The sequence below is a fragment of the Fulvivirga sediminis genome (genome assembly GCF_016757215.1).
Taxonomy (GTDB): domain Bacteria; phylum Bacteroidota; class Bacteroidia; order Cytophagales; family Cyclobacteriaceae; genus Fulvivirga; species Fulvivirga sediminis.
The window spans coordinates 254,385-269,231 of the sequence record NZ_JAESIY010000009.1; the positions used below are offsets into that span (position 1 = coordinate 254,385).

Consider the following 14,847-nt stretch of genomic DNA (forward strand, 5'->3'; position numbering starts at 1 on the left):
TATATAAATAAGGATATTTATTATTTAAAGCGCATCATCTTCATTTCTGAAGCATCAAAGTCTATCTCTATTGAAAAAAAGAATTATCTAACAACCCTACCTTGCATAAATAGAATCTAAAGCTACTGAATCGATTTATCAAATCAAATCATTTTACCATTTATATAAAAACACTACAAATTAGGGTAGATTTTTCGTTGATTGGATTGTAATCCACCAATCTGTTCAAACACTATTATTATAGATTGAACAGGTACATTCTTAAATAACAAACCATAATTTTTTAAACGCTACTGAGCAAAATTACTTATGAGATCCATTATTATAGTTTTGGCTTCATTTTTAATCGTCTTTTCCACCTACGCGCAAGAGCATAGCCTTACTGGCCGGGTGCGTGATGAGGCTAACCATGCTTCCTTTCCCGGCGCTACGGTAATTTTAAAAACACTGCCAGATTCTACATCGGCCTATGGTGTAACTACTACGCTGGAGGGTCTGTTTAACGTACCGAAAGTAAAGCGGGGTAAATATGTTTTGGAGATTAATTTCATTGGCTACAAAAAGGTAGTTCGTGTATTAAATGTAAATAAAAACATCAATTTAGGTGTGGTGGCAATGGAAGAAGAAACTACTACCCTCGATGCTATCGAGATCACTGCAAAAGCACCTGTAAGCACCCAAAAGGGTGACACTACAGAGTTCAGTGCAGGAGCTTTTAAAACCACACGAGATGCTAGTGCACAAGACTTGGTTTCTAAAATGCCTGGCATAGCAGTAGTAGATGGCCAAATACAAGCACAAGGAGAAGCGGTGCAAAAAATACTTATTGATGGAAAACCATTTTTTGAAGGAGATGTACAGGCAGCACTTCAAAACCTTCCCTCAGAGGTAATTGCTGCTATTCAAGTCTATGATAAAAAAAGTGACAAAGCCGAACTGAGTGGTTTTGACGACGGCGAACAGGTGAAAACCATCAACATTATCACTAAACCAGATAAGAGAAAAGGTCAATTTGGAAAAGGAAGTGTTGGCTATGGCACTGATGATCGTTATCAGGCTGCTGCGAGTGTAAACCTTTTTGACAATGATCAGAGAATTACCATCACCGCCTTAAGCAATAATATTAATATGGTTAATTACTCTGCTGACCCAAATAGCCAGGGAGAGAGTAGAACACAAAATGGTATGATCATTACCAACAATGCTGGAATTAATTATGGTGACAGCTGGGATAAAGTAGAGCTTACCGGAGGCTATTATTTCAGCAGAAGAAAAAACGAAGGCAGAAGATCATTACAAAGAACCTATGTACTTCCCTCTGATTCTGGACAGGTCTATGACCAAAACAGTATAAATAATCGTATTAATATGGATCACCATGCCTGGGCCAAACTAGAATACGAATTGGATGACAATAACAAAATTATTTGGAGACCCCGCATCTCATTAAGACACGATGAAAACAATGATTCTTTTGAAGGAGAAACGAATACTGACAATGGCCGACTAAATGCGACAAATAACACTAACACTTCAAAAAACTCAGATTATGACTTTGAAAATAATTTGTTCTGGAGCCATCAGTTTAGCAAAAAAGGAAGAAGCATCACGCTAAGCAATAATATCGGCTATCATACTAATGAAGATAAGTCTAAACGCTATGCTATCAATAATTATTACCGTAGAGCAGACAGCGTTGAAGTTCTTGATCAAAGTAGTATAAGAGAGCGAGATGCTGTCTCTTTTCGAATGAGTGCTGCTTATACCGAGCCGCTTAGCAAAACCAGCATGCTAAAGGCCGAATATGAAATCTTCAATAAAGATAATAGCTCTGACAAACTCATGTATAATAATGAAGATGCCTCCAGTGTTTTAGACACTGCTTTGAGCAATGCTTTTGATAGCCACTACCTTACCCACAAAGCTGAACTAGGTTATCAATACAAAAAGAATAAATGGAGGATGCAGTTACAAGCAAAATATCAGCTCGCCAAGTTGAACAATGATCAGCAGTTTCCTTCCACCTATGATATCTCTCGCGATTTTAACAGTTTACTTCCTTCCGTTCGCTTAGACTATGAGCTTACTGATGATAAAAAACTAGAATTTGAATACCGAACCTGGACTGACGCCCCCTCCATTGGACAACTGCAAGCCGTAATTGACAATTCTAATTCTCTACAGCTAAGAACCGGAAACCCCGGACTAGAGCAAGCTTATAACAACTGGGTACGGGCTCGCTACAGAGCACATTCTGCAGAAGGCAACTCTATGTATGCCTCTATCGAATCCAAATTCGTGGATGGGTACATCACTAATGCCACTACTATTGCCAATGAAACTACCGAAATCGCTCAGGGAATAATTTTGGAAGAAGGCTCACAGCTCATCCGACCTGAAAATACCTCCGGATTTTATAACTTCAAAACCTATGTTCACTATGGCATGCCATGGGAAAGCATTAAATCTAACATTGATGTAAGAGGAATGGTTAATTATAACAGAAGACCGGGAGTTATAAATAATCAAACTAACCTTACTAACAATACTAGCCTGATGCTCGGTCTATCACTGAGCAGTAATATCAGTGATCGTGTGGATTTTAACATTTCTACAAGAGGTAATTATAATATAGTTAGCAACTCTTCTCGCCCTGCGGTGGATAATGAATTCTATAACCAGTCTACTCATGTGCGCTATAGCTGGATCTTTGGAAATGAATTTGTATATAGAGCAGATGTAAACCATAGACTCAACACAGGGTTAGCTGCTGGTTATGACAACAGCTATACCATTTTAAATATGAGTTTTGGTAAAAAATTCTTAAAAGACAATCTGGCTGAGTTAAGTGTTAACGTGTACGACCTTCTTGACCAGAATAATAACGTAGGCAGAAATGTAACGGAAATTTATATAGAAGATAGCCAGTCAAATGCTCTACAGAGATATTTCATGCTTACTTTCACCTATAATTTACGTCATTTCAGCAAAGGGGCATCTATGGATGATTTTAAAGAAATTTAATTAAGTCCACAACCTTATACACATAAAAAAGAGGCTGTCTCATATGAGCAGCCTCTTTTTGTAAAGAATAGATTAGCAGATTAATTATTTGCAAAATTCTTTTATAGAGTCTTTAGCCTCATCAGAACCAAGCTCAACTGCAGTATTTAAATCCATACAGCCATCATAGTTGTCTCCTTTATTAATTTTAGCTAAACCTCTCTGATGAAAAGTCTCAGGATCTGTAGGGTATAACTCTATGGAATAAGAATAATCCTGAATGGCACCACTATAATTTTCTAAAGCCGCTTTAGAAAGTGCTCGGTTATCATAATACACGGCGTTGTAAGGATCTAGTGTAATTGCCTTATCATAATCGGCAATGGCACCATCATGGTCATCTAGATTATATTTAACAACACCTCTTAAGTTATAAGTATCAGGATCCTCGCTAAACAGCTCTATAGACTTATTATAATCTTCTAAAGCTCCTTGGTAATCCTCCGTAGAACTTTTGGCTAAAGCTCTATTTTCATATTTTACAGGATCGTTAGCATCCATTTCTATGGCCTTGTTATAATCTTTCAGCGCTTCATCCACTTTGTCAATATTATACTTAGCCACACCTCGGTAGCTGTACACATCAGCATCAGTAGGATCAATTTCTATAGATTTATTATAATCTTCAATGGCTCCCAAATACTCTTCTAACTCAGCTTTTACCACTGCTCTGTTAAAATACTTGTCCGCATCTTTTGGGTCTAATTCTATAGCTTTAGAAAAATCAAAAAAGGCGCCTTCAAGATCTTCAAGGTTATATTTAGCAAAAGCTCTATTGCTATAGGCATCAGCCAGTTTGCTATCATGCTTTATGGCTCTACTATAATCTTCAATAGCCCCCTCATCATCTCCAAGATTGTATTTTGCATTACCACGTTGATTTAAAGCTTCTGCATAAGTAGAGTCTATATCTAAGGCCAGAGTAAAATCACTTACCGCTCCATAAAAATCTCCTAGCTCATTTTTAGCTTCACCTCTCTGTGTGTAAGCTTCCTTATAAGATGCCTCTGCTTGAATAGCTTTGGTAAATTCATCAATGGCCTTTTTAAATTCGTTTTGCTCCATGCTCTTCACCCCCTGATCATAGAACGACTTACCCGCCTGGCCCATCGTTAAAAGTGGAATTATAAATATGGATATGAATAGTGTTATTTTCATAGCTAACGTTTTAGGTTGTAGTCTTTTCAAATATATAACCATTTTTTTCAAAATAAACCTTCTTTGGCTGGTTATGGCTGTTTTATAAACCCTAGACCTACAGGATGGTTCAGCATCCATCCGGTAAGGCTGTACCTATGCTTATGGGCCACTAGCACCTCATGCTCTATCATTTCACTTCTAAAGCACACGAGCTTGCCTGCGGTAGGGTGTAAATCCTCCTCTCTATCTTTAAGATACATCCTCAGCTCCCCACCATCTCCCGGTTGCCACCCTTCATTAAGGTAACAGATAAAGGTGATTCTTCTGGCTCCATCTCCCTGAAACTGATCCAGGTGTCGCTTATAAAAGGAACCCGGAGGGTAAATAGCAAAATGAGTTTCATAATCTCGAAGACCTAGATAGCAAGTCATGTTCAGATAATCTTTAAGTTCATTAATCTTACCCAAAAACACTTTTACGGCTGGAAACGCATTTTCAGGATCAATCCATTTGATATAATCCCCTCTTATCTGCTTATCGAGTGTAAAATCTTCTTGCTTACCTATGCCAGCTCTTTTAAAGTTATCTTCCTTTCGGTGATACTCAAACACTTCTACTATGGCTCTCACTTCTTCAAGAGTCAAAAAGTTTTCAGTAATGGCATAGTCCTGGCCAGCCAACTGATCCGCTATGTCCTCTAGCGAATTATCCTTAATAATCATCAGTTATCAACTTCAGACAAATGTAGCTCATTGTTTAAAATTTATTTGGTATGATTATAGTTTAAATAATTCTGAAAACTCATATTTAAAAATTCTTAGTAACATAAAATGTTTAGAATCGTCTTACCAACCATGACACGAATAACCTTAATAGCATTCTTTTCACTTCTCATCATGAGCTGCAACGGCCCCAAGGAGGCTCCAGAATTCAAACAGATCACTAATATAGAAGTGACCAAGGTCATGGGCAGAACAGCTTACCTTAATGCTGACGCCTATTTTTATAACCCAAATAAAGTACGCATGACCCTCAAAAAAATTAATGTAGATGTAATGGTAGAAGGCAAGAAAATAGGAGAAATCAATCAGTCAGTAAAAACCAAAATACCGGCTATGTCAGATTTCAAAATACCTTTAGACGCTACCTTTGATATGGGCGAAGTCGGCTTTCTCAACAGTATTATTAGTATACTGGGTGGTAAGAAGGTAAAGGTGCATTATACAGGTCATATTAAGCTCACTTACCATGGCTTTCCTATTAGGGTTCCTATTGATTATGACGACGAGGTAAGGATATAATACAAAATAATCAGAGCTTGTAATGTTTTAAAACGACACTATGAGCTCAACTCTTCTGTTTCTGGCCCTCCCATTTTCAGTATCATTAGTGGCAATAGGCCGCTGTTCTCCATAATAATCCAGCACCAATCTATTTTCAGGGATCCCCAACCCCATCAGAGCTGAGGCTACCGCATTAGTTCTCTTCAGAGAGAGCTTTATGTTATAATTATCTGACCCGAAATTATCGGTATGCCCGTTAAGCAAAATTTTTGCTTTCGGATGATTCATATATTCATTAATTACCTTAGTTAACACTGTTTTAGCCTGCACTGGAATTTCTGCTTTGTCAAATTCGAATTCTATATTACCTATTATTATGTTACTAGGAATATCCTTGGGTTTTACTACCACTTCATCTAACCGTGCTTGCTTGCGAGTAAGTTGGTGGGGCTGATCCATCATCTTATCAATAGCTACTACTATTTCACCTTCGCTTCTAAAAGAGCCCGCTTTAAGAAAAACTCCGGAATCTAATATACCATCAGCTACATCAGCTATTGACATTTTAATATGGTAAATTTCATTAGGAATTACTCTACAGCGTGCAGTTAGCACCGTGGTAAAGCCATCAAACTGGGTGGCATAGCTGGGGGGTACCTCCGGCTGTAAATAATTTTTATTTTCAATCACTTTTCTGCTCCTAACATCCCATATAAATGGGTCTGTAGTATTGATGTAAGCATTATCCACATAATATTCTGAATTCATCTCATTGTTTACAGTATTCACGGTAATGGGAGTAACGCCATCGGGTAATCTCGCTATATTAGTGTTTTCCATATTTGGCCCACTAATAAAAAAGGCAAATACATCATTGAACTTAGAACCTACGTATTCCAGATATTCCTCAGAAGCAAAAACATATTCAAAATAAAGATTCTCTGATTGAGTCACAAAATCGAACTCCAAAGTAGAGGCATCATAAGTTTTACCTCTTGCTATGTCATCTAATTCAGGATCTCCGGGAGCATCACTAGCCCATCCGGCTCGTGGGTTTTTATTAGGTCCAATCACATAAAATGCATTACCCGAAGTGAGTACGACGCCATTTTCCAGCCCCATCTGCTCTTCTGGATCTATATATTGGCCTATGGCATGTTTCTGCCCTCTAAAAGTTACATTACCAATAACTACTCCTTGTCCTAATAGCACCTCGCTCACCAATTCGGCGGGTGTAGAGGTCGTATCTATCTGTATTTGACTAATACAAACCAAAGGCAAGCATGACAAAATGCATATTTGCAGGGCAGTACCGATTGTATTGATGAAGGTACACATGATAGATGTCCAAATTTTACTGAATAATGCCTGAAACCACCTATAGCAAAACGAAAGGAATTAAAAGATAAGCAAAATACCTCGAATATGCCCGCTTTTAGCGCCTTAAATTAACTTTACACTTCATGAAATTCCTGCCTTCTGGCATTATAATGATAGGTAATGGCCCCTAACCCTTAAAATCACTACCCTAATCTATAAAAAGAATGCATCAGAATACCGGTATGCGTAAATAGGAATAAGAAGTCATATAGCTAAACCAACTTGCTCCGTCCTATCAATAGTGGTAGTATACAAATAAGCGTTTAAGAGAGATAATCACGCACTCAGAAAAAATTAGGCACTTTTACTATCTTTATAGCTACCATGCCTAAAAATATAGACGCAAATATCTTCTTCATTATATGGAATGTGATCCTCGCTCTGGGAGCAGCTATTCTGGCTATTTTAAAGCCACTAGATATGGTCTTTTACATTCAGGATGACATGAACTATATGCTATGGTATTGGGTTGCGAACGTCATCTTTATCCTTGATATTCCGATCAGCTATTTTCAGCTTCGGTACATTCAAGATGATTTTTTATTTACCGGAGATAGTGTAGCTAAAAACTACCTTCATGGCTGGATAATTTTCGATGTATTTCTCGCATTCCCATATGGCCTGTTTATTTCGAGTATTCCTATAAGACTTATCAGAGTATTGAAGCTACTAAAAATAGCTTCTCTTATGCGCTATTTCAGATCTAGAGAGGTAAAACATGGTAACTCGCTTACTATTATCTTTTTCTTCTACTGGTTTATATTAGGTACACACTGGCTCACCTGTGGGTGGCTAGCCCTCAGAGGTGTTGAGTACACAGAAAACATATTCGGCAATTACCTGAAAGCGCTTTATTGGGTAAGCACCACCCTCACCACAGTAGGTTATGGAGATATCACACCCAATACTAACGCTCAATATATCTATGCTATTTGCTTACAAATAATGGGGGTAGGTGTATTTGGTTATATCATAGGTAACATTGCGGGTTTTCTTACCAGAAAAGACCCTGCCACGGTCAGATATTTCGAAAACATGGATCGGCTCTCGGCTCTTGTGAGGTATAGAAGCATTACCAAAAAATTACAAAGAGAGATACATTACTTTTATACCTATCAGTGGCGTAAAAGAATGGGTTATGATGAATCTTCATTTTTGGCTGGTTTGCCGAGAAATCTGCAAAGAGAGCTTTCTCTTCAGCTCAAGCGCGGCGCCATAGAAAAAATATATTTGTTTAAAGATGCCAATGAAGCTTTTATAACCGAAATCGCTATGCACCTATCGTCAGTGGTACTTACTCCTGACCAAGTGCTCTTTGAAGAAGGTGACCGAGGTGATGGCATGTACTTCGTACTTAGCGGTGAGCTGACAGCAGTAAACCGAGAGCGCACTGTTGAATACAGCACCTTCAAACCGGGAGCCTTTCTGGGAGAAATAGCCTTATTTGAAGAAAAAAGGAGGACAGCCACTATCATAGCCAAAGATTACTGCGACCTATATAAACTAGATCGTAATTCTTTCGAAGAAGTGATTTTGAAGTTTCCGAAAATAGCCAGCACCATCAAACAAGAAGCAGAAAAGCGACATCAGGAAAATATTGAAAAAGAAGTTTAACAACTTCAGACCTACTGCATTGAAACCTTTTAATATACTTATATGTCTTATTAACATATGTTCCATCAATTAAAAAAAATCGGTCTTTTAGTAGCTCTAGCATTTATAATAGGCTTTGTACTATTTGCGGTAAATCAGATAATTGCCTTTCATGCCAATATGATTACGGTGAATGAAACTTTAGCCTGGTTAATTACCGGTTTTATAAGCATCACACTCTTCATTCTCATGCTTCTTCCTGTGGTAATGATATTACGATTACCTCAATCAGTGGCCTTTCCTGATAGCCCAGAAACAGAAGCCAAATACCATACTTTACTAAAAGCACGGCTCAGTAAAAATAAGTTGATTAAGAAGGCTGGTTTAAACGTACACACAGAAGAGGGTATGAAAAATGCGCTGGCCCTGCTCAATCAAGAGTCACAAACCATTATAAAAGATACGGCAAAAAGTGTATTTCTTACTACAGCCATTTCTCAAAATGGTAAGTTAGATGCTCTAACCGTATTTATTACCCAAAGCCGAATGATATGGAAAGTAGCGCACATTTATTGGCAAAGGCCTTCTATCAAAGATATGATAAGGCTTTATGGCAATGTAGGAGCTACCGCACTTATAGCTTCAGAGTTAGATGAAATAGACATTACCCGACAGATAGAGCCTGTGATCAACGCAGTGCTTCGCAGCCCTGGGCGATCACTACCCGTAATAGGCCATGCTGCTCATATTATTACCGATAGTCTGCTAGAAGGATCAACCAATGCTTTCCTTACACTAAGAGTAGGGATAATAGCACAGAGGTATTGTGGCTCTTGGGATGTAGCAGATAAAAAGGCGATAAGGAGAAATTCATTCATCACAGCCTCAGGCTTACTCAAAAATCTCGTATTGGAATCTTCAGGCAAAGTAGTTACTAGTGTAATGACGGCCCTCAAAGATGCTGGCAAAAACACGTTCCGCTCTGGTATGAAAGGAGTTTCTGGCATATTTAAAAGAAAAACGAAAGAAACTGAGTCCGAAGCCTAATCTTCTTATCGGAGAAACTAACCTATCGACTCCTTTAAACTCCATTAGTCGATATAGCTCTATATGTTCTGAACGTGCTTTTTAAATTGTGGGTTTATTATAAGAATAGACCCATAATTCTTTGAACGTGAAGCATTTTAAACTCGTTTTGATTGGTTTGTTGGCTTTTAATATTGTCTCACTGATAGCAAGAACATCGGCACCCAAAAAGGCTGTTGAGGATGACCCTGTAATAGAAGAGGTGCAGGATTCAACCTATGAAGTGCACTTTTATGATGCTACTACACTCATGGTTCCCAAGTCTGAGCCTGTGGTAAAAGAGGTGGCCAGCATAATGAAATCTAACCCTAGATTTAAAATGTATATACATGGTAATGCTAATGGTATACATTCAGGAATAATCACTACCAGAGGTGAGTCAGATAAATTCTTTGAAATCAATCAGCTAAAAAACAAATCGTATTATGCCTCTCGCAAAAGGTTATCTAAAGAAAGGGCGCTTGCGGTAAAAGAGTACCTCCTGAATCAGGGCATAGATAAAGAAAGGATACATGTTACCAGTACCAAAGCTAATAAGGTAGCCTATATTGATATGAAAGAAGACGAAACTGCCTCTGCCAGAGCTGAAATAGAATTCGTTTATCACTAGTCAGATGGTAAAATTGGCATATTTAACAATATCCACCTACCTTTGGGAGCCAAATAAATCCCAAAATAATGACTGGAAAAGAATACATAGAGAATAATAAACAAAAGTTTTTAGACGAACTTCTGGACCTACTAAAAATCCCATCAGTTAGCGCTGATAAAAAATTTAAAGATGATGTGCTAAAAACAGCTGATGTGATCAAATCTCAGCTGGAAAAAGCTGGTGCAGATAAAGTTGAAATATGCCCTACAGCAGGTTATCCTATTGTGTATGCTGAGAAAATTATTGACGAAAGCCTGCCTACAGTTTTGGTATATGGCCATTATGATGTGCAGCCAGCAGATCCTTATGAACTGTGGGATTCTCCTCCATTCGAACCTGTAATTAAAAACGATAAAATCTATGCTCGTGGAGCATGTGATGATAAAGGCCAAATGTACATGCACGTTAAAGCCTTTGAAACTATGATGGCCACAGACAGCCTTCCCTGTAACATCAAATTTATGATCGAAGGAGAAGAAGAAGTGGGCTCAGATAACCTAGGAATTTTTGTTAAAGAAAATAAAGAAAAGCTGGCTTCTGATGTTATTCTTATATCAGACACTTCTATCATTTCTAACGAACACCCATCTATCACCGTAGGACTAAGAGGCCTAAGCTACCTGCAGGTAGAAGTAACAGGACCTAACAGAGATTTACATTCTGGGGTGTATGGTGGAGCTGTAGCCAACCCCATTAACACTCTTTGTGAAATGATTGCTTCTTTAAAAGACGAGAAAAATCATATTACAGTACCCGGATTTTATGATAAGGTAGCCGAACTTACTGCAGAAGAACGTACAGCCTTAAATAAAGCTCCTTTTGACCTTGATGAATATAAAAAGGATCTTAACATAGACGAAGTAGAAGGTGAAGATGGATATACCACACTAGAAAGAGCAGGAATTCGCCCTACATTAGATGTAAACGGAATTTGGGGAGGATATATTGGTGAAGGAGCTAAAACAGTATTGCCTTCTAAAGCATATGCCAAAATATCGATGAGATTAGTACCTGATCAGGTTTCTGATGAAATCACTGAGCTTTTTGCCAAGCACTTCGAATCTATCGCTCCTAAATCTGTAAAAGTAAAGGTTACACCTCACCATGGTGGTGATCCTGCTGTTACTCCTACAGATTCTACAGCTTACCAGGCTGCAAGTGCTGCCTTTGAAGAGGCTTGGGGTAAAAAACCAATTCCTACCAGAGATGGTGGTAGTATACCTATTGTTGCTTTGTTTGAAAGAGAACTAAAAGTAAACACCGTACTTATGGGCTTTGGTTTAGACTCAGATGCTATTCACTCTCCTAATGAGCATTATGGAATATTCAACTACTTCAAAGGAATTGAAACCATTACCTTGTTCTATAAGCATTTTGCTAATCAAAAATAACTCATTCAATCCCTGGAACTATATTATGTTTCCAGGGATTTTTTATGCCCTTTTCCCTCCTCAATTGTAATATTTTCATTGTAAAGCACTCTTTTTTTTACGATCTTAAGTATAAGGCTACTTCAATAATTCCCGATTTATTTTGGCAATCTACCAACCAAATTTCTAATAATTACGTGCTGTGTTTTATAAGAATTAAAATATGAAAACGCTAAAAAATTTCTCTCTTGTTTTTATTCTTGGCTTATGGGCACATATAGGATGTGCCCAAGATCAGGAAGAAGTAAAATGGCATACAAACTTTAATGAGGCGCTTACTGAGGCTAAAGCCGAGCATAAGCCCATATTAATTAGCTTTGCGGGTTCGGATTGGTGCAAACCGTGTATCAAACTGAGTAAAGAAGTCTTTGATGACTCCAAGTTTAAAGATTATGCTAAAGAGAACTTGGTATTAATGCTAGCCGATTTCCCACGACTAAGAAAAAACCAACCTGATAAGGATCAGATAAAAGCTAACGAAGCCCTTGCAGCCAAGTACAACAAGGCAGGATCATTCCCTCTAGTAGTTCTTATTGATTCTGATGAGCATGTCATTACTCAAACGGGGTACCAGGCAGGAGGCAGTGATAACTTCATCAGTTTTCTAGAAAAAGCAACAGAAAAATAGTGAAAAGGCTCCTTCTAGTACTATTCATGAGTGCATCTCTTTCAGCTAATGCACAGAACCACGCGCATAAAAAGGTACTTAAGCTTATGGGCTCTCGTTTTGAAATTACAGCTGTATCTGACGATGAGGCCTTAGCTTGGCAAAGTATAGATGCATGTATTGAAGAGATAACCAGAATAGAAAAAGTAATCTCTTCTTGGGATGAAAGATCACAGACAGCGGCTATCAACAGAAATGCCGGAATTAAATCTGTAATAGTAGATCCGGAGCTCTTCAACTTAATAGTGCGAGCCAAAAAGATCTCCAACCTAACTGACGGTGCCTTTGATGTTTCTTATGCCTCGGTAGATAAAATATGGAAGTTTGATGGTTCCATGCAAGGGCTACCTTCAGCAGAAGAAGTTGCAGCATCAGTAGCCAAAATAGATTATCATAATATTATACTTAACGCAGAGGATCATTCAGTATTTCTTAAAGAAAAAGGAATGAAAATAGGCTTTGGAGCTATCGGTAAAGGCTATGCCGCTAACAAGGGAAGAGAAATAATGAAAGCCATGGGCATCACCAGCGGCATAGTTAATGCCAGCGGAGATTTACTAACCTGGGGCAAGGAGGCCGATGGAAGCGAATGGAGCATAGGCATAGCTGATCCTAAAAACAAACGGAGTGTTATGGCTTGGTTAGCAGTAGGTGAAATGGCAGTGGTGACTTCGGGTAATTATGAAAAATTTATAGAGGTAGATGGCAAAAGATATAGCCACATTATAGATCCTCGTACGGGTTATCCTGTGCAAGGGTTAAAAAGCGTTACTATCATTTGTCCTGATGCTGAATTATCTGATGCTCTGGCCACTTCTGTATTTGTATTAGGCAAAGAAAAAGGCATGGCTCTGATCAATCAACTAAACGGAATAGAGTGCTTTTTAGTAGATGATAAGGATGAGCTTAGTTATTCAAAAAACTTGAAATTAAATTATTATAAAAATGGCGTGGCGCCCTCAACAGATGCTACCCAGGTAAACATTGGTCATGAAGCAAATTAAAACAATATTTTGGTACACCCTCCTTCTAGTAGCAGGAGGGTTATTGCAAAGCTGTGTATCCGTGGCTGCTTATCAAAAGGTATATCTTAATGATGAGAACATGGAGCTTAACTCCAGAAAAGTGGAGGTTTTTGAAACCAACTTTGAAGCTTACAGAGAAGGAGCGTCTGGTGCCAATGGCGGCAAAACTGGAGGAGGCTGCGGATGCAACTAACCTATAAACTATTAGCTATAGCTCTTTTGATTTCAAGCGGGCTGTATGCACAAGAATCTTCTGATAGTAATGAAGCAAAAAAGCTTAACGAAACAGAAATTAACTTTCTATTTAACTACTATGAGCAAGATGGTAACAATGCCGCTGTGACGGGTGGTAGAGGTACGGAAGAGCTGACCAACGTGGCTCCAGCTGTGATTATTAACATTCCTATTGATACCAGCAGAACGCTTTCTACTTATTTTGGCTTTGATAATTACTCATCAGCCTCTACCGATAATATAGACAATAATGTTTCTTCCGCATCGAGTTCTGATACGCGCTATTATGTCAATGCTACCTATTCAAAAACCAATACTAATCAGGCTACCTATAGCGTAAAAGCAGGATATTCGCAGGAGTATGATTATACCTCTATTTCGGCTGGCTTAGGCTGGGCCAAAGAATTCAATAATCAAAACACAGAACTTAACCTTTCAGGCTTAGCTTATTTCGATACCTGGAAGCTACTTTACCCTGCCGAATTAAGAACAGGCGAAAAACTGGTAGATACCGACAAGCGCCAATCATTTAACTTCTCTGCTACACTAGCTCAAGTAATTAGTAAGAGATTACAAGCTTCACTTTCATTAGAATATGTGTTCCAAACTGGTTTACTTTCTACCCCTTTTCACAGGGTTTATTTTAATGATGCTATTAATAACCCTATATCTCCGAAAGTAGAAAAGCTTCCTGATTCAAGAACTAAGATCCCTGTAGGTCTTCGAATAAACTATTACCTAAACGACCTGATAATTCTCAGGGGCTATTACAGGTTCTATCATGATGATTTTGATATTGATGCCCATACCATGAATTTGGAAGTACCTGTTAAGGTGGCTCAATTCTTTACAGTGTACCCATTTTTCAGATATCATACTCAAACCGCTTCCAAGTATTTCGCTCCTTATGGAGTACATGAAAGAAGTGAAGAGTACTATTCATCAGACTATGATTTATCTGCTTTGAACAGCACCTCCTTAGGCCTGGGATTAAAATATTCTCCACTTTACGGACTAACGAGGTTTAAGGGACCTTTTTCCAAGAAAACAGGCAGAATTACAAGTTTCAAAAGTGTTGACGTAAGATTTGCCGATTATACGCGTACAGGAAATAACCCAGGTGGCGGAGGAGATTTGGATGCGTACTCCCTTAGCTTTGAATTTACTTTTGTATTTTAAAAACAAAAATTAAAGAGATCTTAAACTATTGTTAACCACTTATGTTAATTAAAAATAATTTACATAAATAGATCTCTGTGCTTTCAAAAGTATGCATCTTAAATAAGAAATTCCA

General features: G+C 38.2%; 13 protein-coding genes. 10 read left to right on the top strand and 3 right to left on the bottom strand.

Annotation, left to right across the window (positions count from 1 at the left end; translation table 11 throughout):
* Positions 1–309 precede the first annotated feature (309 nt).
* On the top strand, positions 310–3,024 hold the full coding sequence (locus JL102_RS17200; protein WP_202245674.1) for an outer membrane beta-barrel protein: 2,715 nt from the start codon (positions 310–312) through the stop codon (positions 3,022–3,024).
* 84 nt (positions 3,025–3,108) lie between these two features.
* On the opposite strand, the gene JL102_RS17205 is transcribed toward JL102_RS17200, so the two are convergent.
* Entirely contained in the window at positions 3,109–4,221 is a 1,113-nt protein-coding gene (locus JL102_RS17205) for a tetratricopeptide repeat protein (RefSeq protein WP_202245675.1), read from the bottom strand.
* 71 nt (positions 4,222–4,292) lie between these two features.
* Entirely contained in the window at positions 4,293–4,925 is a 633-nt protein-coding gene (locus JL102_RS17210; protein ID WP_202245676.1) for a 2OG-Fe(II) oxygenase, read from the bottom strand.
* 132 nt (positions 4,926–5,057) lie between these two features.
* On the opposite strand from JL102_RS17210, the gene JL102_RS17215 reads away from it, so the two are divergent.
* Positions 5,058–5,504, top strand: coding sequence for an NDR1/HIN1-like protein (locus JL102_RS17215; protein WP_202245677.1), 447 nt, complete (start codon positions 5,058–5,060; stop codon positions 5,502–5,504).
* 27 nt (positions 5,505–5,531) lie between these two features.
* Here JL102_RS17215 and JL102_RS17220 read toward each other — a convergent pair whose 3' ends face one another.
* Complete coding sequence (locus tag JL102_RS17220) at positions 5,532–6,824, bottom strand: OmpA family protein (protein ID WP_202245678.1); 1,293 nt, start codon at positions 6,822–6,824, stop codon at positions 5,532–5,534.
* A gap of 366 nt (positions 6,825–7,190) precedes the next feature.
* On the opposite strand from JL102_RS17220, the gene JL102_RS17225 reads away from it, so the two are divergent.
* The 8 genes from JL102_RS17225 (at position 7,191) to JL102_RS17260 (ending at position 14,732) form a co-directional block, all read left to right on the top strand.
* Positions 7,191–8,480: a cyclic nucleotide-gated ion channel gene (locus tag JL102_RS17225; protein ID WP_202245679.1), complete on the top strand. Its 1,290-nt coding sequence runs from the start codon at positions 7,191–7,193 to the stop codon at positions 8,478–8,480.
* A 57-nt stretch (positions 8,481–8,537) separates the two neighbouring features.
* The gene (locus JL102_RS17230) at positions 8,538–9,506 is read left to right on the top strand and encodes a DUF697 domain-containing protein (protein ID WP_202245680.1); all 969 of its coding nucleotides are present in this window, start codon (positions 8,538–8,540) and stop codon (positions 9,504–9,506) included.
* A 127-nt stretch (positions 9,507–9,633) separates the two neighbouring features.
* The gene (locus JL102_RS23625) at positions 9,634–10,155 is read left to right on the top strand and encodes an OmpA family protein (RefSeq protein ID WP_202245681.1); all 522 of its coding nucleotides are present in this window, start codon (positions 9,634–9,636) and stop codon (positions 10,153–10,155) included.
* Positions 10,156–10,223: 68 nt separating this feature from the next.
* On the top strand, positions 10,224–11,588 hold the full coding sequence (locus JL102_RS17240; protein WP_202245682.1) for a dipeptidase: 1,365 nt from the start codon (positions 10,224–10,226) through the stop codon (positions 11,586–11,588).
* Between the two features lie 202 nt (positions 11,589–11,790).
* A complete protein-coding gene (locus JL102_RS17245; protein ID WP_202245683.1) occupies positions 11,791–12,255 on the top strand; it encodes a thioredoxin family protein in 465 nt (154 codons plus the stop codon).
* Between the two features lie 26 nt (positions 12,256–12,281).
* Positions 12,282–13,298, top strand: coding sequence for an FAD:protein FMN transferase (locus JL102_RS17250; RefSeq protein ID WP_202245684.1), 1,017 nt, complete (start codon positions 12,282–12,284; stop codon positions 13,296–13,298).
* On the top strand, positions 13,285–13,512 hold the full coding sequence (locus JL102_RS17255; protein ID WP_202245685.1) for a DUF4266 domain-containing protein: 228 nt from the start codon (positions 13,285–13,287) through the stop codon (positions 13,510–13,512). Before JL102_RS17250 ends, JL102_RS17255 begins: the two co-directional genes overlap by 14 nt.
* The gene (locus tag JL102_RS17260; protein WP_202245686.1) at positions 13,503–14,732 is read left to right on the top strand and encodes a DUF3570 domain-containing protein; all 1,230 of its coding nucleotides are present in this window, start codon (positions 13,503–13,505) and stop codon (positions 14,730–14,732) included. Before JL102_RS17255 ends, JL102_RS17260 begins: the two co-directional genes overlap by 10 nt.
* Positions 14,733–14,847 lie beyond the last annotated feature (115 nt).

Coding starts and splice junctions, on each gene's coding strand:
- JL102_RS17200 (WP_202245674.1), top strand. CDS start 310: ATGAGATCCATTATTATAGTTTTGGCTTCATTTTTAATCGTCTTTTCC.
- JL102_RS17205 (WP_202245675.1), bottom strand. CDS start 4,221: ATGAAAATAACACTATTCATATCCATATTTATAATTCCACTTTTAACG.
- JL102_RS17210 (WP_202245676.1), bottom strand. CDS start 4,925: ATGATTATTAAGGATAATTCGCTAGAGGACATAGCGGATCAGTTGGCT.
- JL102_RS17215 (WP_202245677.1), top strand. CDS start 5,058: ATGACACGAATAACCTTAATAGCATTCTTTTCACTTCTCATCATGAGC.
- JL102_RS17220 (WP_202245678.1), bottom strand. CDS start 6,824: ATGTGTACCTTCATCAATACAATCGGTACTGCCCTGCAAATATGCATT.
- JL102_RS17225 (WP_202245679.1), top strand. CDS start 7,191: ATGCCTAAAAATATAGACGCAAATATCTTCTTCATTATATGGAATGTG.
- JL102_RS17230 (WP_202245680.1), top strand. CDS start 8,538: ATGTTCCATCAATTAAAAAAAATCGGTCTTTTAGTAGCTCTAGCATTT.
- JL102_RS17240 (WP_202245682.1), top strand. CDS start 10,224: ATGACTGGAAAAGAATACATAGAGAATAATAAACAAAAGTTTTTAGAC.
- JL102_RS17245 (WP_202245683.1), top strand. CDS start 11,791: ATGAAAACGCTAAAAAATTTCTCTCTTGTTTTTATTCTTGGCTTATGG.
- JL102_RS17250 (WP_202245684.1), top strand. CDS start 12,282: ATGAGTGCATCTCTTTCAGCTAATGCACAGAACCACGCGCATAAAAAG.
- JL102_RS17255 (WP_202245685.1), top strand. CDS start 13,285: ATGAAGCAAATTAAAACAATATTTTGGTACACCCTCCTTCTAGTAGCA.
- JL102_RS17260 (WP_202245686.1), top strand. CDS start 13,503: ATGCAACTAACCTATAAACTATTAGCTATAGCTCTTTTGATTTCAAGC.